We start from the raw sequence: 18,808 nt of genomic DNA, 5'->3' as shown, positions 1-18,808 counted from the left end.
TTAAACTAAACCGAAGCCACTTTCCGGACCGGGGCCACCGGGGTGGGTGCCGGCCGCTCCCCAATCTGCTGCCGCCACATGGCGTAGTACAAGCCCTTCTGAGCCAGCAACTCTTGGTGGCGGCCCTGCTCGGCAATAACGCCGCGCTCCAGCACAAAGATGCGGTCTGCGTGCAGGATGGTGCTGAGGCGGTGGGCAATGAGAATGGTAATGTGCTGGCGCGAGCCCGACAGCTCCCGAACCGTTTGGCTGATTTCTTCTTCCGTCAGGGAATCCAGAGCCGAAGTAGCTTCATCAAACACCAATAGAGTGGGGTGGCGCAGCAAAGCGCGGGCAATGCTCAGGCGCTGCTTTTCACCACCCGATACCTTCACGCCACCTTCGCCAATAACGGTGTCCAGGCCATGTGGGGCCCGGGCCAGGAGGGAGTCGGCAGCAGCTTGGTGCAGGGCACGCAGGCATTCAGCATCAGTGGCATTGGGCGCCACAAAGCGCAGGTTCTCCCGAATGGTACCCGCAAAAAGCTGCGTGTCCTGGGTTACAAAGCCAATCTGTTCCCGTAGCGCGTCCAGGTCCAGCTCCGGGCCCGGAATACCGTTGTAAAGAATTCGCCCGGCTGCCGGCGGGTACAAACCTACCAGCAACTTCACCAATGTGGTTTTGCCCGAGCCCGAGGGGCCAACAAAGGCAATGGTTTCACCCAGCCTGGTGGTAAAGGAAATGCCATCCAGCGCGGGCGCCGTAGCCGACAAATGCTTAAAGCGCACCTCATCAAACGCCAGCGTCTCAATCTGCTGAATCACCTTGGGGTGCTGTGGCTTCACTTCCTTGGGCGTCTCCAGAATCAACTGGAAGTTGGCCAGGGAGGCTTCCGTTTCGCGGTATATATTGATGATGCTGCCGATTTCCTGCAGCGGCCCGAAAATGGCAAACGAGTAAATAAAGAAGGAGAAGAACTCGCCCACGGTAATAATCTGCTGTACTACCAGGAACAGGAGCATCAGCAGAATTACATTGCGCATCAGGTTCACAAACGTACCCTGCACAAACGACAAGGAGCGCAGGTAGCGCACCTTTTTCAGCTCCAGCTTCAGAATCTTATCCGTGGTGGCATTAAGGCGCTCGGTTTCCTGCTGAGCCAGCCCCAGGCTTTTGATCAGCTCAATGTTGCGCAGGCTTTCGGTGGTGGAGCCGGCCAGGGCGGTGGTTTCGGCCACAATGGTTTTCTGAATCACCTTAATGCGGCGGCTCAGCACCAGACTCAAAGAGCCCAGCAGCGGGATGGTGAGGAAATACACCGCCGCAATAGGCCAGTACACGCTAATGGCGTACCACACCACGAACACAATGCCTACCAGGGAAATAAAGAGCACGTTCACAAAGCTCTGAATGAGCTTCTCTACATCGGAGCGCACTTTCTGGAGCTTGCCCAGGGTTTCGCCGGAGCGCTGATCTTCAAATACCTGATACGGCAGCTCCAGGGAGTGACGCAGGCCATCGGAGTACAGCTGCGCGCCCAGCCGCTGCGTAATGACGTTGACGTAATAGTCCTGAAAGTTTTTGGCGATGCGCGAAACCATGGCCACGCCCATGGCTTTCAGGATAAGTATACCGGCCCCGCCGCCCAGAAACGCCCAAAAGGATAGGTTGTGCAGCGTGCCGTTTTGCTTTACCACGTGCCGGTCAATGATTTGCCGGAAAATGTAGGGGTCTAGCAGAGAGAATATCTGGTTGACGGCCGCCAGCAACAGGGCCAGGGCCAGCAGCCCCCAATATTGCCGGAGGTATCCGTAAAGTAGTTTCATGCGGGAGGAGCGCCTTAGTGCGCGAGGTAAGATACCAACTGAACCCCGGAATAGTTTAGCGAGGCGTCACCTGGGCTGCAACCGGCACCTCCGCAAAGAAAGCCGCCAGCAGGGGCGCATCCAGCCCATACACATCGGGGTAGTGCCGAAGCTGCCCGTTTGCACCAGCCTCGCAGGTGAAGTAACGCACCTGCACGGGCCAGGAGCGGGGCAGATTAATGCGCTGCGTCCAGGACTGCGCTGCCGCCTGCTCCAGACGTTTGGCCCGCTCGGGTGCGCCGCTGCGGCGCAGTAGAAAAGCCGCCAGCTCTACTGACTGCTCTACGCGCACGCACCCATGACTGAAGGCCCGCTGATTCTGCGCAAACAGTTTGCGCGCTGGCGTATCGTGTAGGTAAACGGTGTGCTCGTTGGGCATGTAGTAAGATACATTCCCCAGCGAGTTATCGGGGCCGGGCATTTGACGAATGGTGTAGGGAAAGTTTTCCGCCGTAATGGTTTTCCACTTGATGCGGTAAGGATTCATGGACTGCCCCAACTTATTATAGATATGGTATTGGTGCCGATAGAGGTAGCCAGGGTCGCGGCGCAGTTGGGGCAATATTTCCTGCACCGCAATGCTGGGGGGCACGCGCCACTCGGGGGCTGTGGTGAAAAAATACAAACGCGCGTCAAACTGGGGCGTGGGCAGCGCGGGCTTTCCTACCACCACGCGGTGGCTGCGCAGCACCCGGCCCTGGCCCATTACGTCCAGGCGATAGGCCGGAATATTTACCAGTAGAAAAGCCGTATCCGGTGTGGCTTTGGTATACCAGCGGCACCGTTCCAGGTTAATGGCCACGCTTTTGAATTCGGTTTGCCGGGCTTCGTCCAGTACCACAGTTGAATCAGGGGCTAACAGCTTTAGCTTGGTGTGCCAGGCGGCCAGCAGGCGCTGGTAGGCTTGGCCGTCGGGCTGAAAACGCAGAAAGGTCAGCGCAAAATCAGAGGCGAGCAAGGCTGTCTTCAGGTGCTGCGCGGCTTGCAGGGTTGCCACGGTATCGTAAACCTGGGGTAGCAGGGTAGCAGCTTGCAGGCGGCCGTGGCGCAGGTGCAGCGCATAGCGCAACAAAGCATCCGTTAGGGTAAGCTCATATGCCGCCAGCAATTGGGGCTGCGTTTCCGCAGGGGTGCGGCCTAGTGTGTCGGTCAGGGCTTGGAGCCTTGCCCACCCATATTCCTGCGGCCGGAGGCCATAAGCAGAAGCCGCCGCCAGTACCCGAAGCGCCTTTGTAGCAGGAACCGACCAGCCCTTGTCCGTTGTCCAGACTGGCTGAAGTGCCTGGTGCGTATAGAAGGCACGCACGCCTGCCCCGGTTTGCAGCCCTAGCCGTTCAAACGCCTTAGTGGATTGAATACTGGTAGTATCCAGCAACTCCCGTAAGGATTGGCTTACGATGGAAGGGGAAGGAGCAGGGACGGGTAAAGAAGCAGGGAAGGAGTATGCCAGGCAGATACTGGCCTGACACCCCAGCATGACAATTCCCAGTCTCACATACAGTAGAAAGTGCATCATACAGTAGAATGAAGTGAGAAAAGACCCTAGGAGGGTGAATTATTCAATATAATAAATTATTGAAATAATTCAAAATTAAATAAGGCTATATAGGGGCGCTCAAGGAAGGATTTCCCGAAGCAGGAACCTGCCTATATAAGATCGAAGACAACCTCAGGGGCTGGCGGCAAGTACAACCTGAACAGGTTTATCAGCTGGCTTTTGCGGTAAAAGCCAGATTACTGCCCCGATACTCTATGGCAAAACATACCTATGATATGGGTTTGATTGGCAATTGCGCCTTTCTGGCCCTTATTCGCAAAGACACCTCCGTGGCCTGGATGTGCTGGCCCCGGTTTGATAGCAGCTTTGTGTTTGGCGATTTGCTGGATACCCAAAAAGGCGGCGAATTCAGTGTGCTGCCTGCATCCGGCGAATTCCGTTCCCGGCAGTACTATCTGCAGAACACCAACGTGCTCTGTACGGAAATCGAACAGGAAAACGGCCGCTACCGGGTAACGGATTATGCCCCGCGCTTTCCACAGTATGAGCGGTACTATAAGCCGCTAATGATAATTCGAAAGCTGGAGCCGCTGGCGGGCAGCCCTCGGGTGCGGGTGCGCTGCAACCCGGTAGGCAACTATGGCCAGACCGAGCTTAGCCGGCGGCGCAGCTCTAACCATATTGCCTTTTTGGGGCTGGATGAAGAAATCCGCCTTACCACCGATATTCCGCTTACCTATATTCTGGAAAGCGAGGATTTCGTACTGAATGAGCCCCGCTACCTGGTGCTGACTTATGGTGCTCCGTTGGAGGCGGCACTGGAAAGCACGGCAGAGCGCTTCCTGCGTAGTACCATTGAGTATTGGCGCAAATGGGTAAAGAGCACCAGCATCAGCAACTTTCACCAGGAAGCCGTTATCCGCTCGGCGCTGGCCCTGAAGCTGCACCAGTACGAAGACACCGGGGCTATTATTGCGGCCAGCACTACCTCCCTGCCCGAAGCCCCCGGCAGTACCCGCAACTGGGACTACCGCTACTGCTGGATGCGCGACACCTATTATACGCTTACCTCCTTCAACAACATTGGCCACTTTGAGGAGATGGAGCGGTATTTTCACTACATCGCCAACATCTCCACCAAAGTCAAGGACAAATACCAGCCGCTCTATGGCATTAGCGGTGCCTCGGAGCTGACGGAACAGGAACTGCCCCTGGCCGGCTACCTCGGCAACCAGCCCGTGCGCATCGGCAACGATGCTTTCACGCACATTCAGAACGATGTATATGGGCAGGTACTGGTAGCACTCCTGCCGCTGTATGTCGATGCCCGCTTTATTGACCCGGAGCGCACCAACCCCTCCAAGCTGGTGTACGAGGCCCTGCACCGCATCGAGGCCACTATGGACCAGCCCGATGCAGGCCTCTGGGAGTTCCGGCATATCGCCCAGTTCCATTGCTATACTTACCTGTTTCATTGGGCGGGCAGCAACGCCGCCCGCAAGGTAGCCAAGGCCCTGGGCAACGCTGATATGGAGGCATTGGCTACCGAGCTAATGCATAAAGCCGCGCACCGCATTGAAGAATGCTATGATGCAGAGCGCGGCGTATATACGAATGCCATCGGCTCTACGCACCTGGATGCCAGCACGCTGCAGTTAATTATGATGGGCTACCTCGACCCCAATTCCGAGCGGGCCCACACGCACCTGCGCGCCCTGGAAGGAGAGCTAATGACACCCGAAGGGCTGTTTTACCGCTACCGCCACCCAGATGACTTTGGCACTCCCGAAACCACCTTCCTTATATGTTCCTTCTGGTACGTGGAAACCCTGGCCTGCGTAGGCCGCACCGAAGACGCCATCCGGGAGTTTGAAAAGCTTATTACCTACACCAACCACCTGGGTCTGCTGAGCGAAGATGTTGACGCACGCACCGGCTCCCAATGGGGCAACTTCCCCCAGGCTTATAGCCACGTAGGACTGGTGAATGCCGCTTACCGCATTGCCAAAAAACTGGACCAGCCTAATTTCCTGTAGCGCTTCTATTTGTAAACTGCTACGGCCCTGGTTACTTACCTACCTTACCTTTAGTAGGGTAGGTAAGTAACCAGGGCCGTAGCAGTTTTTTTGCGTTAATTAATCTGCCATGGGGCGCATTGATATGAAGGAAACTAGCACTCGTCGGCCCCGGGATTATTCCGCAGATGCACCCGGTTCAACTCGGCTTTGTGCTGCCGCCAATCGGGCATGTAAACATCCATCAGACCCCAGAAACGGGCATTATGGTAGCGCTCATGTAAGTGCGTCAGTTCGTGTACCACAACATATTCCAGGCAGGGAAGGGGCCGTTTGATGAGCTCCAGGTTCAGCCAGATACGCTTTGCCTGAATATTGCACGTACCCCAGCGGGTTTTCATCTGCTTGATAGCCCAGGCGCTGGCCTGCGCGCCTACCACGGGCTGCCACTTTTCCAGCAGCCCTGGTAGCTGCTCCCGCAGGCGCTGCCGGTACCAGGCCGCCAGCACTAAGCCACGCTGGTCCGCAGAACTGTCGGGGCGCACATATAAATCCAGGTACTGCTGGCCTTGCAGGACCACGCGGGCCGGACCTGTGGTGGGATATACCCGTAGCTCATAGGCCTGACCCTGGTAGGCATGCATTTCGCCGGTAATATAGGCCAGCTGCCGGGGCTGCTCCCGGGCCGCAAAGTTCTGCTGATGCTTATGAATCCAGGCGCGGCGGGCCATAACCAGCTCCCGAATAGCGGTTTCTGTAGTGCGCAGCGGCACGGAAACCCGGACCCGGCCATCGGGCATATGCACGCTCAGCCGCAGGGTCCGGATATTCTTGCGCACCACTTCCACCTGCAAGTTGTCTATCTGAAGTAGGGGCATGCGTATTGTTGGCCTAAGAAAAGCCGCAAGCTACGGCAAAACCAGGCGAAGCGGAAAAGGACCGGGTATGGCCAATACATAAAAACGGCTGGGCCTACTTTTTTGGAGAAAGCCCAGCCGTTTTGTTTTGCATCCGGCGCTACAACAGGCTACGCAGCAATTTCCGCACCTCTATAGTAGAAAGCACGTGAAAGCGGGCCTGGGAGCGGCCACCCGGGCCCACCTTAATCGTATAAGCGTTGGTAGGCATAGCCCGAAAAGTATCCTCATCGGTGCGGTCATCACCAATGGCCAAAATAAAGTCCGGCTGCTCCGGAGAAAGCCAGCGGGCAGCGGCAGTGCCTTTATTGATGCCGGCATTTTTGATTTCGACTACTTTATTGCCCTCCAGCACCTGCAAGTCGGTATTGCTGGTCATAAAAGATAAATGGCTGAGTAGCTCCCGGGCCCGCACGGCACCCAGGTCAGCGTCGGCGCGGCGGAAGTGCCATACCAGTGAGTAGTCTTTGTCCTCGATAAAGGAGCCGGTGGTGCGGTTTACATACAGTTCCAGCACGGGCCTTATTTCCCGTTTCCAGTCGTTGCGTAGGGGCTGAAACAGGCTCCAGTCGTCGCCGGCCCGGCGCAGCCACACCCCGTGCTCGGCAATAAAATCAATGGGCAAATAGCCCAGCCATTTTTGCAAGGTGGTTTTGTCGCGGCCACTGATGATGACTACGCGGTTTTTGGGATTTTCGCATAGCGCACGTAGCAGCAGGTGCACTTCCTGGTCGGGTTGGGCACGTTGCGGATCGGGGTGGAAAGGAGCCAGCGTGCCATCATAATCCAGCAAGAGCAGGCGTTGGTCAGCCGCTTTATAATCCTGCAGCAGTTGAGCAGAAGCTTCTATGTCCAGCATTTCCGTGGCCAGGGTTTTCTGCTTGATCTTACTATAGGTCAGCCGGGCCATAAATAGCTTGGTCCAGGAAAAAACGTTGTACTGCCGTACCAGGGCCTGCATGGAAGCCATGCGCTGTTTTTGCTCGTCCTCAGGCATTACCAGGGCATCGTGCATAGCCTCTGCCAGTTGTCCCATATCTGTCGGGTTGATGATAATAGCATCGGACAGCTCCCGGGCCGCGCCGGCTCGCTCGCTCAGAATCAATACCCCGCATTGATCGGCCTTGCTGGCTACAAACTCTTTGGCTACCAGGTTCATGCCATCACGCATGGGTGTTACAAGGGCCACCTCAGCCAGGCGGTAGAGGGAGGCCAATTCTTCCAGCGGAAATGAGCGGTAGAAGTAATGGATGGGGTTCCAGGTAATGGTGCGGTACTGCGCGTTGATGCGGCCTACCAGCTCATCAATTTCTTCTTTCAGGGAAGCATATTGTGGCACCTGGTCACGGGAAGGTACCACCACCATAATCAGGCTTACCTGCTCGCGCCACTCAGGGTAGCGCTGCAGCAGCAGCTCAAAAGCACGCAGGCGTTGCGCAATGCCTTTGGTATAGTCGAGCCGGTCAATGGACAGAATGACGCGCTCTTCCTGCAGGGCCTCCCGATAAGCAGCTTCATGCTGTTTGGCCACTTTGGAAGCCGCCGCCCGGGCATAACGCTTATAGTCAATGCCCATGGGAAATGCATCCACCAGAATCGCCCGCGTGGGCGTTTCAATCTGGCCGTTCTGGGAGGAGAAGCCCAGCAGCTGCGACACCGCACTGAGGAAGTGGCGCATGTAGCCAAACGTGTGGAATCCAATAAGGTCGGCACCCAGCATGCCGCGCAGCAACTCAGTGCGCCAAGGCAGCACACGGATCAGCTCATAGGAAGGGAAGGGGATATGCAGGAAAAAGCCAATGGTAGCGTCCGGACGGGCGCGCCGCAGCATTTCTGGCAGCAGCAGCAGCTGGTAGTCGTGCACCCAAATGGTATCCAGTGGACCGGTTTGCTCCAGCACGGCCTGGCAGAATTTCTCATTCACGGCCACATAGGCGTCCCAGTGGGACTGCTCGTAGGTGGCGTACTGGGTAAAATAGTGGAAAGTAGGCCACAGCGTGGAGTTACTGAAACCCTCGTAAAAATCCCGGATTTCCGCTTCCGTCAGAAATACTGGCGACATACTATCGGCCTTCAGCTGCTCCCGCACATATTCTTCCTCCATTCCATCCTGTACTTCTATGCCAGGCCAGCCCACCCAGACGTTCCCATCCCGCTTGTAAATAGAGCCTAAACCAGTAGCCAGGCCCCCCTCACTGGGATGAAATGTGAGGCTATCTTCGGTACGCTGAACTTTAGTAGGAAGGCGGTTAGAAACAATAATCGTTCTGGACATACGCATCAGGATAAAGGGTAAACATCCTTAGTGCGTACGTGAAAAACCGCTTTTAGTCGGAAAAAAAGGCTATTCCTGCTTTTCTGCCAACATCTTGAGTGGGTTAAGGTGGCTTCTGGGTGTTGGCTGCATGAGGGCCCGGCGCTAAGCCAGAAGGCGCAAGCATGCCTCTTGAAAGATAAGCTGTGGGTGAAATGGCCCTGTTATTGAGGCTAAATTCTCAGCAATTGAATAATGGTCCGCTATTGCCAGAAGGTAGGTCGGGTAGTGGTGCCACGCAGCCGGCAGTCAGCACACTCTACCGGGTAAGATGTATAGCCAAAGGCCACTCCCCCAGCATTGTACAATGTCTTGATAGGGAGGTGCTTGCCAGCTTCAAACTGAGCATCCAGAATTTCTTTAAAAGGAACAAATGGAAGCGGTTTAATTGTGTCTGGGTCGCCACAGTTCTCATTTCCGGTTTTGAAGTTCCAGGTACTAGGCAACTGATGTGGGGCAATGAAGATACGCTTCTGGGATACGGAGCCGACGCCCACATAGCCCAGCACGGGTTCCGTGGGCTTGTTCAGGTTGCGGATGTTGCCCAGTGACTGAGAAGGCAGCGGGTCAAACAGGGAGCCAATGGTTTCTGTGTTCTTTTTCAGCGTTTCCCAATACTGGTACTCCTCGGCACTCATCGTATACTGGCGCACCAGCACGCTGTACTTGTAGCGCAGGCGCGTATCTCCCTCCACAAACTCAATCAGGGGGAATGCCTTGACCTGGTCTTGCGCCAAGCGTCTGGTATTGGTGAGTTGGACCGAAGGGCTGTTAACTGTCTGCCAGCAATGGTAAATGTCCTCCGTACGGGGTTCCATCTGTCCATTGACGTATTGCAGCATGGACTGGGCATACGCAGTGAATTCCCAGGTTTCGGTGTAGTCCCAGCGGTAGTAAACGGACTGGCCCGTTTCATCGTGCGTGTTGGCATAAAGCTCTAACCCGCGCGGCACGACCTTCCAGGTCAAGGCATCAATCGGCGGGCTGGTCTTGACTAAGGTGTAGGCCGAGGCATATTCCTTTTTATCCCGGGTACTGAAAAAGAGCCGATACTGGGCCTTTGGGTTCAGCACCAAGCTGTCAGAAACATAGGTGCCGCCCTTTACTTCGCGCAGCAAATACTCCTCCCCATTTCCTTGCCCCTGGATAAACACCTGGGCTTTGTCTTCCGTCAATGGTCCGGCCGTGGATTCCAGATCATAGGTATGGGAGAGTTTGATGATGGAGCGCCCAGTGCTGTTGATGAAACCATCCACCACCAGGGCTTTCGTGTCCTGTACTTTTACCTCCGGTTCAAACGGTTCAATGCAACCACTCAGACTGAGCAACCAACCGCAGGCTGTTATCAGTAAAAACAGTTTTGAATGTTGCATCCGCATATGGCAGTGAGAAGTTAGCGAAACTTACGATTTAGGTGTTGGCTTCACCTCAATGGTAAGGCTGGTGCTGCCCGCTGCGCCATCGGCGGCCAGACCCTGAACCACCACCAGGTATTTGCCTGCCTGGTCAGACGTGAAGAACTCCAGCGGCTTGTTGCCAGTAGTGGAGGTCATTACGTTCGGGTTCCAGTATAGTAGGGTGCGGAAGTCGGGCAGGCGGCTGGCTTGGTCCTGGGCCGCTTCATAACTCGGTGCATAAAATTCGCGCTGGTATTGCAGACCTTCATACTCCTGCATCAGCACATTGGAGTTGAGCGGAAAGCCAGCCAAGTCACCTTTGTAAGTGGTGTAGCTCACCAGACCGTCAAACATTAGTTGGCCCACAAAATAGTGTCGGGTAAATACATCCAGCTTCTGCACTTTCAGCGGGTCAAGCGTCATAATCTTGTTAATGCTGAACACGGGCACGCCATCTAGCAGAACCAGTGGATTGGCCGCAAACACCGTTTTCCGGGGGGCATCAATTACCAGGAAGTGAAACCCATCTTTGCGTCTGCGCAGGGCCACGCCGGGTACATATTCCCGCATAATGTCCTCCATAGTCGGGAAACGAATAAACTCGTCCAGGTTGTAGTGCTCATCGGGCTTGCCGGTATAAAGCAGCGTATCTACCGCGGGGAAGGTATAGTGGTTGTTGTAGCCCTTGAAATAGGACTTCTGCAGCTGGGTCTGCAGATAACGCTGCGTAATAGCGTCTTTAAATCGTACTGTAAGCGGGAGGGGGGCGTAAGGAGCGGCCGCAGAAGGGTAGCTCACGGAGTAGGGATTGAGAATCTCTATCCGGCTAGTGCTGTCCATCAGCTGGTTAGGCTGTATCACAAGGTCTTTGGCCCCGTAAAACTCCTTCACTTCAAACACTACACTGCCGTCGGCCTGACTCACGGCACTGAACAGGCGCCCCTGTCGGTTGGGTGAGGTAAGGTAAGCATGCACGTTAGGCACCGGAGCGCCCGTAGTGCGGTTTACCACGCGCCCCCGAATCAGATGTCCGCTCAACTCAGGCAAAAACTCGAAAGCCGGCGCCTTCGCCGCTTGTACATCTGCCCACCGGAAACGGCTCCAGCCTTGGGTCAGCATGAGATTATCGGCGGCCTGCCGGGCATCGGCATCGGGGCTGGTCAGGTAATAGCCGGGATTTTCAATGGTGCCTTTGATGTCCGAAGTAAGCCACAGATAGCTGAGGATGTCCGTGGAGGGGGTAGTGCTCAGGGAATCCTGCCGGAACACGGCTACCGACAGACTGGCTGGGGCCACTGCCAGGGAGGGGGTAGCTGTGCCCAGTTGCAGTCTTACCTTGTCGCGGGTGCTGTACTCTCTTTTATCGGTTGTGGCCGAAATGCGGAGCAAATGCGTGGGGCGGCGGAAATAGAGCCGCTCGCATACAGGCTGCTGGCGGCTGTTGAACAGGGTGAAGTGGGAAATGCCATCGGGCAGATCCTGCTTCTTTACCTGAAATAGGGCCTGACCATTATTTAAAGCGGCAGAAGCTACTACTGTTACCTTTTGACGGGCATGGCCCAGCAAAAACACCGGCTCAGTGATTTGCCCCGTCCCCATAGCCGATACGCGGATAGTCAGCTCATCGGCGGCGCCTTCCTCCAGATGAAGTACCATACCCTGCTCTGCTACGGCCGGTAAACGGCGCGTTAGCAGGCGGCCATTGGGCAGCTTTACCGATGCCGTATAATTGGTACCGGCCAACTCAGGGGTGAAGCTGAACGAGCCCAGCCCAAATTTTAGGCTGCGGAAGCGCGCTACTACAACTCCTTTTTCATTCAGTACGGAGCCCTCAGCATCCAGGCTGCGGCCTTTTCGGTCGGCAATTTTAAAGCCTACTTTGCTATTGATGTTCCGCACCAGGTTGCCGCCCTCGGGGAAAAATTGAATATCGTAGGCCAGTGTGTCTTTAGCCGTGGACTGAGAAGAGGCTGCCGCCGGGTTCAGCACCGTAACCGATGTCTGATAATAAAAGTCGGGGCTGAAGTTCTTCATCCAGCTGGTATAGGCCCGTACGGTATAAGTGCCCGAGGCCAGCGAGGTGGGCAGCAGGAATGAGCCTTGGCCTACGGATTGCTGCAGTGGTATTTTGCTTTGAAGTACCGGCCGCTGGGCTTTATCCAGAACCTCTATGTAAGCTACCTGGCTCATGGGCAGGGGCTTGTGGTAGGTGCCATCCACGGCGTATACCTTAAACCAGAGCACCTCTCCGCAAAGGTAAGTGGGGCGGTCTACGTGTAGAAAAAGCTTTTCGTGCAAGCCATGCAGTGCATAGCGCTGAAACTGATTCTTCAGGGAATCAACCGGCGCCTGGGCCTGAGCGGTAGTGCCCGCCACAGTAGCTAGTAGCAGGAAAGCGCTGGCCAACTGCTGGCGTAAGGGCCGCACCAGTAAAGTAGAAGTAGTAATCAGACGCTTGCTCACGGAGGTAGATAGGGAAGACATACTGCTATTGCCAGAAGGAAGGTCGGGTAGTGGTGCCACGTAAAGTGCAGTCGGCACACTCTACTGGGTATGAGGTAAAGAAGAGCCCAAACTCCTCAGTGAAATTTTGGCTAATCGGGATGTTTTTGCCATTGCCGAACATTTCTTCCAGTACAGCGAAATAAGGGGTGCCTTCCTGAGGAGGTACATCTTCCGGCAAGCTGCCGCAGCTTTCATAGCCGGTGGTAAACTGCCATCTGGGGAGTTCATCATAAGAAATGAAGATACGCTTCTGGGTCATGGAGCCCACGCCCACATAGCCCAGCACGGGTTCCGTGGGCTTGTTCAGGTTGCGGATGTTGCCTAAAGACTGGGAAGGCAGCGGGTCAAATAAAGAGCCGATGGTTTCTGTGTTCTTTTTCAGCGTTTCCCAATACTGGTACTCCTCGGCACTCATCGTATACTGGCGCACCAGCACGCTGTACTTGTAGCGCAGGCGCGTATCTCCTTCCACAAACTCAATCAGGGGAAACTCCTTGACCTGGTCTTGTGCCAGGCGTTTGGTGCTCGTCAGCCTGATGCTGGGGCTGTTAACCGTCTGCCAGCAATGGTAAATGTCCTCATCCGGACGGCGGCGGCGCATACGGTGGTTTTCGTACACGAAATAAGAAAGACCGGCGGAGGTAAACTCCCAGGTTTCAGTGTAATCCCAGCGGTAGTAAACGGACTGGCCCGTTTCATCGTGGGTGTTGGCATAAAGCTCAAGCCCGCGCGGCACAACCTTCCAGGTCAAGGCATCGATGGGCGGGCTGGTTTTTACCGGAGCATAGGTCGAAGCGTACTGCCCCATGGGCTGCTGCCGGGTGTCTCGGGTACGAAAAAACAGGCGGTACTGGACTGCGGGATTTAATACCAGACTGTCGGAGACATAGGTGCCGCCCTTTACTTCGCGCAGCAAATACTCCTCCCCATTTCCTTGCCCCTGGATAAACACCTGGGCTTTGTCTTCCGTCAATGGTCCGGCGGTGGATTCCAGGTCATAGGTATGGGAGAGCCGGATGGTGGTGCGTCCGTTACTGTTGATGAAGCCATCCACCACCAGGGCCTTCGTGTCCTGCACCTTCACCTCCGGCTCAAACGGGTCGATGCAACCGCCCAGGCTTAGGCCCAGCAGCAAAATCCCGCTTAGACTGAGGAGAGAGAGGCGGAAGTCAGGCAGTGGCATAAAGAATAGTTAGTGATAGAAAAGAATCAGCGAAACCCAACCTTAATTGGAGGGCCCGCCGGGCTTATTGCCAGAAACTGGGCCGTACTGTAGTACCCCGTTCCCGGCAATCCACGCATTCTTTGGAGGAATAGAGATAATAGCCACTATCATAATCCTTCCGGATAGGTTGTGATGACTGACTGGCAAAACGGTCGTCGACTACGTCCTGATAGGGGACTCCCTTCAAAGGCAGCAGGGTATCAGGGATACCGCAGCTTTCATAGCCGGTGGTAAACTGCCATCTGGGGAGTTCATCATAAGAAATGAAGATACGCTTCTGGGTCATGGAGCCCACGCCCACATAGCCCAGCACGGGTTCCGTGGGCTTGTTCAGGTTGCGGATGTTGCCTAAAGACTGGGAAGGCAGCGGGTCAAATAAAGAGCCGATGGTTTCCGTGTTCTTTTTCAGCGTTTCCCAATACTGGTACTCCTCGGCACTCATCGTATACTGGCGCACCAGCACGCTGTACTTGTAGCGCAGGCGCGTATCTCCTTCCACAAACTCAATCAGGGGAAACTCCTTGACCTGGTCTTGTGCCAGGCGTTTGGTGCTCGTCAGCCTGATGCTGGGGCTGTTAACCGTCTGCCAGCAATGGTAAATGTCCTCCGTGCGCTTCACCATCTGGTGGTCCACATACTGGATAATGGATTCGGCCAGAGACGTAAATTCCCAGGTTTCGGTGTAATCCCAACGGTAGTAGATGGACTGACCGGTCTCGTCGTGCGTGTTGGCGTAGAGCTCCAGGCCACGCGGCACAACCTTCCAGGTCAAGGCATCAATCGGCGGGCTGGTCTTCACGGTTTCGTAGCTGGAGGCATACTGTCCCTTCAGCTGCAGTCGGACGTCTCGGGTGCGGAAAAACAGGCGGTATTTCTTCGTCGGATCCAGCACCAGGCTATCGGATACATAAGTGCCGCTTTTTACCTCGCGCAGCCTGTACTCCTCGCCGACGCCCTGACCCTGAATGAAGACTTCCGCTTTGTCTTCGGTCAATGGCCCGGCCGTGGATTCCAGGTCATAAGTATGGGAGAGCCGGATGGTAGTACGTCCGTTGCTGTTGATGAAACCGTCCACCACCAGGGCTTTCGTGTCCTGCACTTTCACCTCCGGCTCAAACGGTTCAATGCACCCGCTCAAGCCCAGCAGCAGGGCGCATAGCCCACTAGCCAGTAAGTATCGGAAGGCAGCCATCTAGAATTTAAAGTTGTAGGTGATGGTGGGGATAGGCGTACCAAAAATGGCCAGCTTGTATCCTTTAATCTGTCCATTTTCTGACTTGAAATACACGGAGAATGGATTTCGCCGCCCAGTCAGGTTATACACGCCCAGCGTCCAGGAACCGTGCGCGGCTTTCTTCACTTTGTGGTTTCCCTCAATATTGAGAGAGAAGTCGGTACGGAAGTAATCCGGCACGCGGTAGGCATTCCGCGCCGAGTAGTATACGCGCACCGTGTTGCCTACCTGGTATTTGGCCAGCGGCAGAGTAATGGGCCGCCCGGTGCTGTAGTTCATATTGAAAGAGGCGCTGAAGCGGCGGCTGAACCGGTAGTTCGAGACCAGCATGAAGTCATGTGGCTTATCGAAGTTGCTGGGATAAAACTTGCCGCCATTCACCAGGTCACCGGTGGTGGCATTATTCACCTGGACCAGGGAGCGGGAGTACGTATAGCTTACCCAGCCATTTAGCTTACCCGACAGCTTTTTCAGCATCATTTCCATCCCGTAGGCTACGCCTTTGGCATTTACCACGTCGGTTTCAATGTGGTGATTCAACAGGAGCGTTGCGCCGCTTTTGTAGTCCACAAAGTCGCGCATGTTCTTGTAGTAAACTTCTACCGAGGTTTCTACCGTGTTTCTTTTGTAGTTCCGGTAGTAGCCAATGGAATACTGGTCGCCCAGCTGCGGCCGCACATTCGGGTCACTCAGCTTCCAGATATCCGTGGGCGACATAGAAGCCGTGTTCGACAGCATATGAATGTACTGGCGCATCTGGTTGTAGCTCACTTTCACCGAAGAGTTTTCCGTTACCGCATATTTAGCGGAAAGACGCAGCTCCGGCCCTTGGTAAGTGCCCATTACCTTGCCCGAGGCATAGGAAATAGTGTCGGTGATAGTGCTTTCCGATTTAGACGCATCAGCTAAGTAGCGGTAAATATCCCGGGGCCCCAAGGCGGCATACAGCGAGAAACGCACGCCTGCATACACGGAGAAACGGTTGGAAATATCAATCTTATCGGAGATGTACAGCGCATTTTCAAGGCCCCTTTCCCGGGGAAGCACGTCCGGCAGCATTAACGACTCTCCCCCCAGCGGTGTAAGACTACCCGGCGAGATATTGTAGAGCAGCGTGCTGGCCCCAAAATCAATGGTATGCTTGGAACTGGGGAAGTAGCTGAAATCCAACTGGCCGCCGGTCTGATCAATGCCATAGGTGAGGCGGGAGGAAGTGCTGGGGTTCCGTTCGCTGGCTACGTCATAGGCATAGTGGCTGTAGGTGCCCGTAAACACGCCGTAGAGCTTATTGCCAAAAACGTGCTTGAATTTAAGCGTAGCGTTCTGGTTCTGATAGCGGTAGGTCGTGTCGCTGGCCAGGCGGAATTTGTCGCTGCTGCTGTAGCCAGTCAGGTACAGGGTATTCTTGCTGTTAAAATCATGGGTGATGTGCGCATTCACATCATAAAAGAAGGCGGAGCTTTCCTGGTAGCTCTTATTAGGAATCTGCTTCAGCAGCCAATCAGAATAGCTGCTCCGCCCGCTGATAATGAACGAGCTTTTGTCTTTGAGAATGGGGCCTTCCAGCATCAGACGGCTGGTGAGCGGCCCAATGCCGCCGGCCCCGGCAAACTTCTTCTTGTTGCCGTCCCGGGTAGTAATATCCAGCACCGACGACAGGCGCCCACCATACTTAGCCGGAATGGCGCTTTTAAATAGCTCCACCGACTTAATGATATCCGGGTTAAAGGCAGAGAAAAAGCCAAATAAGTGCGCCGGGTTATACACCGTGGCATCGTTAAACAGAATCAGGTTCTGGTCGGCTGCGCCGCCGCGCACGTTCATGCCCGTAGTGCCCTCACTCACCGACTTCACGCCCGGCAGCGTGAGCACCACGCGCAGAATATCGGTTTCGCCAAAGGTGGTAGGCACCTGGCGAATGGTTTTGATATCCAGCTTCTCCACCCCCATCTGCATACCGGCCACGTTGCGGTCCTTTTCGGCCTCAATCACCACTTCCCGCAGGCGGGCAATGTCTTCTTCTACTTCAATATTGAGCTTGCCATCAGAATGCAGCGAAATCTGGCGTTTGGCGTTTTTGATGCCAATACCCCGGATTTTCAGCTCATAGCGGCCTACCGGCAGGGTGAGGGAGAAAAAGCCAAACTGGTCGGTGGCGGTACCAATGGAAGGCTTCTCCACAAAAACGGAGGCACCAATCACCGGCTCTCCGCTTTTGCTGTCGCGCACGTAGCCAGCCAGGGTGGCCTTGCTGCCGGCGTCGCTGCCCCGGTCAATCCCAATTTCGTAGAGCTTTTGCTCTGAGATATTCTGGCGCCGGTTATTGCCCTGGGGTTCGGGGTCAGGCTCGGCAGCAAATATGGCTCCGGAGTTCTCAGGCTGAAAAAAACTGTCGGGCAGCTTCGTTTCAATAGGGGCGCCCGCCGTTACAAAAACGTGCTTGTCTGCATCAATGGCAAACTTTAGGGCCGTTCCGCTTAGGGCCTGCTCCAGCACTGCAGCCAGTGGCTTGCCGGTAGCCTGCAGGGTAACAGAAAGGCTGTCTACATCGGCAGGATTAAAGTAAAAGCGGTAAGCGGTGCGGGCCTCCAACTCCTTCACAAAATCGGGAAAAGGCGTGCGGTTGAACGTGCCGGAAATTCGAACAGAATCAGCCTGCTGGGCGAAACTGACTACTGACAGACTCAATAGCAGTATTAGCAGCGTAAGACGTTGCAGCATGTAGAAATGAGTTAATTCTGAAAGGCTTATGCAAAGAATCCTATACTCTTAATAAGTACTACTTCCGTAGCGAGACATAGTGTTCTACCAACTGCAGGAATGCGGCTTCCCGGCTATCCTTCTGAAAAGAAAGCTTCTGCTCCCGGGCAAACTGTTGCAATTCCCGGCGTTTATCCCGCAGCACTTTCAGGAGAGATTGTTTGGTCTGGATCGGGTATAAGAGGTTGTCCTTGCGCAGGAAATACTTATCCGTTTCCGTAAACTCAACTTCTACCCCAGACTGCTTAGGGTGCTCCTGCATGCGTTTGCTGCGGTGCGCCAGCAGTTGTATCCCATCGGCAAACACCACATCGTAAAAACCGGTGGGCGCTACACTGGCCGAGGCGGAGTCAGGCTTCAGATAAATAAACCGATGGTCGGCATAAGTGAAGTGCTTCACCAGGGAGCGGTTCAGACGTACGTTCAGCGGATTATCCGGCAGCGTGGTTATCACCTGATCTAAGCGGGTATCATATAGTAGCGGTACCTGCTCGTACTGCACACCATCATAAAATACGCTGCCAATCTGCCGTTGCTCACTCAGGAAAAACTGATGCCCCTCGCGCTTGCTGTAAATCTTGGTATAGTCAAGGTATTCCGGCCCGGTATACAGGCTGGCATTTTTTGCCAGGGATTTGGTGTAGCGGGAGGCTAGTTCCTGCCGGGCCTGTGCCAGTAAAACAGTGTCGGCGGGAGAGGAGGATTGGGCGAGTAAAGAATGGCTGCCAGCTATTCCCAGCAGCGTAAACAAGGGGAAAAGTATTTTCATGTAAACACGATAGTAATAAGTTCTTCAGCCTCAATCAACTGCGTTCAACGCCTGCTATTGCCGCCATTAAGGTAAGCTGATTTTGGCGGATGAAAGCCATGCAGTTCTCCCCGCTATCTACTAGCGGACTCCGGAAGGATGCTATTCGTTGCATCCTTCCACAAAGAAAAATAGGGGTGGCTATCGGAAAGTGCCAAAAAGCAAAAAGGCCAGCTGCTCAGGAAGAGCAGCTGGCCTTTTTAAAAACGACGGGGAGTAGTCCGTAGGGGAATCGAACCCCTGTTGGTAGAATGAAAATCTACTGTCCTAACCCCTAGACGAACGGACCAG

General features: G+C 54.9%; 11 protein-coding genes and 1 tRNA gene. 1 reads left to right on the top strand and 11 read right to left on the bottom strand.

Annotation, left to right across the window (positions count from 1 at the left end):
* Positions 1-5 precede the first annotated feature (5 nt).
* Both Q4G72_RS16165 and Q4G72_RS16160 read right to left on the bottom strand, forming a co-directional pair.
* Positions 6-1,805, bottom strand: coding sequence for an ABC transporter ATP-binding protein (locus tag Q4G72_RS16165; RefSeq protein WP_303312465.1), 1,800 nt, complete (start codon positions 1,803-1,805; stop codon positions 6-8).
* Positions 1,806-1,860: 55 nt separating this feature from the next.
* Positions 1,861-3,360, bottom strand: coding sequence for a L,D-transpeptidase scaffold domain-containing protein (locus Q4G72_RS16160; RefSeq protein ID WP_303312464.1), 1,500 nt, complete (start codon positions 3,358-3,360; stop codon positions 1,861-1,863).
* A 236-nt stretch (positions 3,361-3,596) separates the two neighbouring features.
* Between Q4G72_RS16160 and Q4G72_RS16155 the strand changes: the two genes are divergently transcribed.
* Positions 3,597-5,378: a glycoside hydrolase family 15 protein gene (locus Q4G72_RS16155; protein ID WP_303312463.1), complete on the top strand. Its 1,782-nt coding sequence runs from the start codon at positions 3,597-3,599 to the stop codon at positions 5,376-5,378.
* Between the two features lie 134 nt (positions 5,379-5,512).
* On the opposite strand, the gene Q4G72_RS16150 is transcribed toward Q4G72_RS16155, so the two are convergent.
* The 9 genes from Q4G72_RS16150 to Q4G72_RS16110 all read right to left on the bottom strand — a co-directional run bounded on the left by Q4G72_RS16150 (position 5,513) and on the right by Q4G72_RS16110 (position 18,806).
* The gene (locus Q4G72_RS16150; protein WP_303312462.1) at positions 5,513-6,235 is read right to left on the bottom strand and encodes a M48 family metallopeptidase; all 723 of its coding nucleotides are present in this window, start codon (positions 6,233-6,235) and stop codon (positions 5,513-5,515) included.
* Between the two features lie 139 nt (positions 6,236-6,374).
* A complete protein-coding gene (locus tag Q4G72_RS16145) occupies positions 6,375-8,549 on the bottom strand; it encodes a bifunctional alpha,alpha-trehalose-phosphate synthase (UDP-forming)/trehalose-phosphatase (protein ID WP_303312461.1) in 2,175 nt (724 codons plus the stop codon).
* 242 nt (positions 8,550-8,791) lie between these two features.
* Entirely contained in the window at positions 8,792-9,961 is a 1,170-nt protein-coding gene (locus Q4G72_RS16140; protein WP_303312460.1) for a DUF4249 domain-containing protein, read from the bottom strand.
* 30 nt (positions 9,962-9,991) lie between these two features.
* Positions 9,992-12,469 carry a hypothetical protein gene (locus Q4G72_RS16135; protein ID WP_303312459.1) on the bottom strand — a complete coding sequence of 826 codons (2,478 nt, stop codon included), beginning with the start codon at positions 12,467-12,469 and terminating at the stop codon, positions 9,992-9,994.
* A 4-nt stretch (positions 12,470-12,473) separates the two neighbouring features.
* A complete protein-coding gene (locus Q4G72_RS16130; RefSeq protein ID WP_303312458.1) occupies positions 12,474-13,673 on the bottom strand; it encodes a DUF4249 domain-containing protein in 1,200 nt (399 codons plus the stop codon).
* Between the two features lie 64 nt (positions 13,674-13,737).
* Complete coding sequence (locus tag Q4G72_RS16125; RefSeq protein WP_303312457.1) at positions 13,738-14,907, bottom strand: DUF4249 domain-containing protein; 1,170 nt, start codon at positions 14,905-14,907, stop codon at positions 13,738-13,740.
* On the bottom strand, positions 14,908-17,670 hold the full coding sequence (locus Q4G72_RS16120) for a TonB-dependent receptor (RefSeq protein ID WP_303312456.1): 2,763 nt from the start codon (positions 17,668-17,670) through the stop codon (positions 14,908-14,910).
* A gap of 58 nt (positions 17,671-17,728) precedes the next feature.
* Entirely contained in the window at positions 17,729-18,478 is a 750-nt protein-coding gene (locus tag Q4G72_RS16115) for a hypothetical protein (RefSeq protein WP_303312455.1), read from the bottom strand.
* Positions 18,479-18,734: 256 nt separating this feature from the next.
* Positions 18,735-18,806 (bottom strand) — tRNA-Glu (locus Q4G72_RS16110).
* Positions 18,807-18,808: the final 2 nt, after the last annotated feature.

Origin of the sequence: Hymenobacter sp. BT730 (assembly GCF_030542105.1) — a bacterium.
Classification (GTDB): Bacteria; Bacteroidota; Bacteroidia; order Cytophagales; family Hymenobacteraceae; genus Hymenobacter.
The sequence above is the reverse complement of the archived record's forward strand: the minus strand, read 5'-3'. Positions and strand labels throughout refer to the sequence as shown.

What these genes read in the sequence shown, in the direction of transcription:
- Q4G72_RS16165 (WP_303312465.1), bottom strand. Translation starts at nt 1,805, where the DNA reads ATGAAACTACTTTACGGATACCTCCGGCAATATTGGGGGCTGCTGGCC.
- Q4G72_RS16160 (WP_303312464.1), bottom strand. Translation starts at nt 3,360, where the DNA reads ATGATGCACTTTCTACTGTATGTGAGACTGGGAATTGTCATGCTGGGG.
- Q4G72_RS16155 (WP_303312463.1), top strand. Translation starts at nt 3,597, where the DNA reads ATGGCAAAACATACCTATGATATGGGTTTGATTGGCAATTGCGCCTTT.
- Q4G72_RS16150 (WP_303312462.1), bottom strand. Translation starts at nt 6,235, where the DNA reads ATGCCCCTACTTCAGATAGACAACTTGCAGGTGGAAGTGGTGCGCAAG.
- Q4G72_RS16145 (WP_303312461.1), bottom strand. Translation starts at nt 8,549, where the DNA reads ATGTCCAGAACGATTATTGTTTCTAACCGCCTTCCTACTAAAGTTCAG.
- Q4G72_RS16140 (WP_303312460.1), bottom strand. Translation starts at nt 9,961, where the DNA reads ATGCAACATTCAAAACTGTTTTTACTGATAACAGCCTGCGGTTGGTTG.
- Q4G72_RS16135 (WP_303312459.1), bottom strand. Translation starts at nt 12,469, where the DNA reads ATGTCTTCCCTATCTACCTCCGTGAGCAAGCGTCTGATTACTACTTCT.
- Q4G72_RS16130 (WP_303312458.1), bottom strand. Translation starts at nt 13,673, where the DNA reads ATGCCACTGCCTGACTTCCGCCTCTCTCTCCTCAGTCTAAGCGGGATT.
- Q4G72_RS16125 (WP_303312457.1), bottom strand. Translation starts at nt 14,907, where the DNA reads ATGGCTGCCTTCCGATACTTACTGGCTAGTGGGCTATGCGCCCTGCTG.
- Q4G72_RS16120 (WP_303312456.1), bottom strand. Translation starts at nt 17,670, where the DNA reads ATGCTGCAACGTCTTACGCTGCTAATACTGCTATTGAGTCTGTCAGTA.
- Q4G72_RS16115 (WP_303312455.1), bottom strand. Translation starts at nt 18,478, where the DNA reads ATGAAAATACTTTTCCCCTTGTTTACGCTGCTGGGAATAGCTGGCAGC.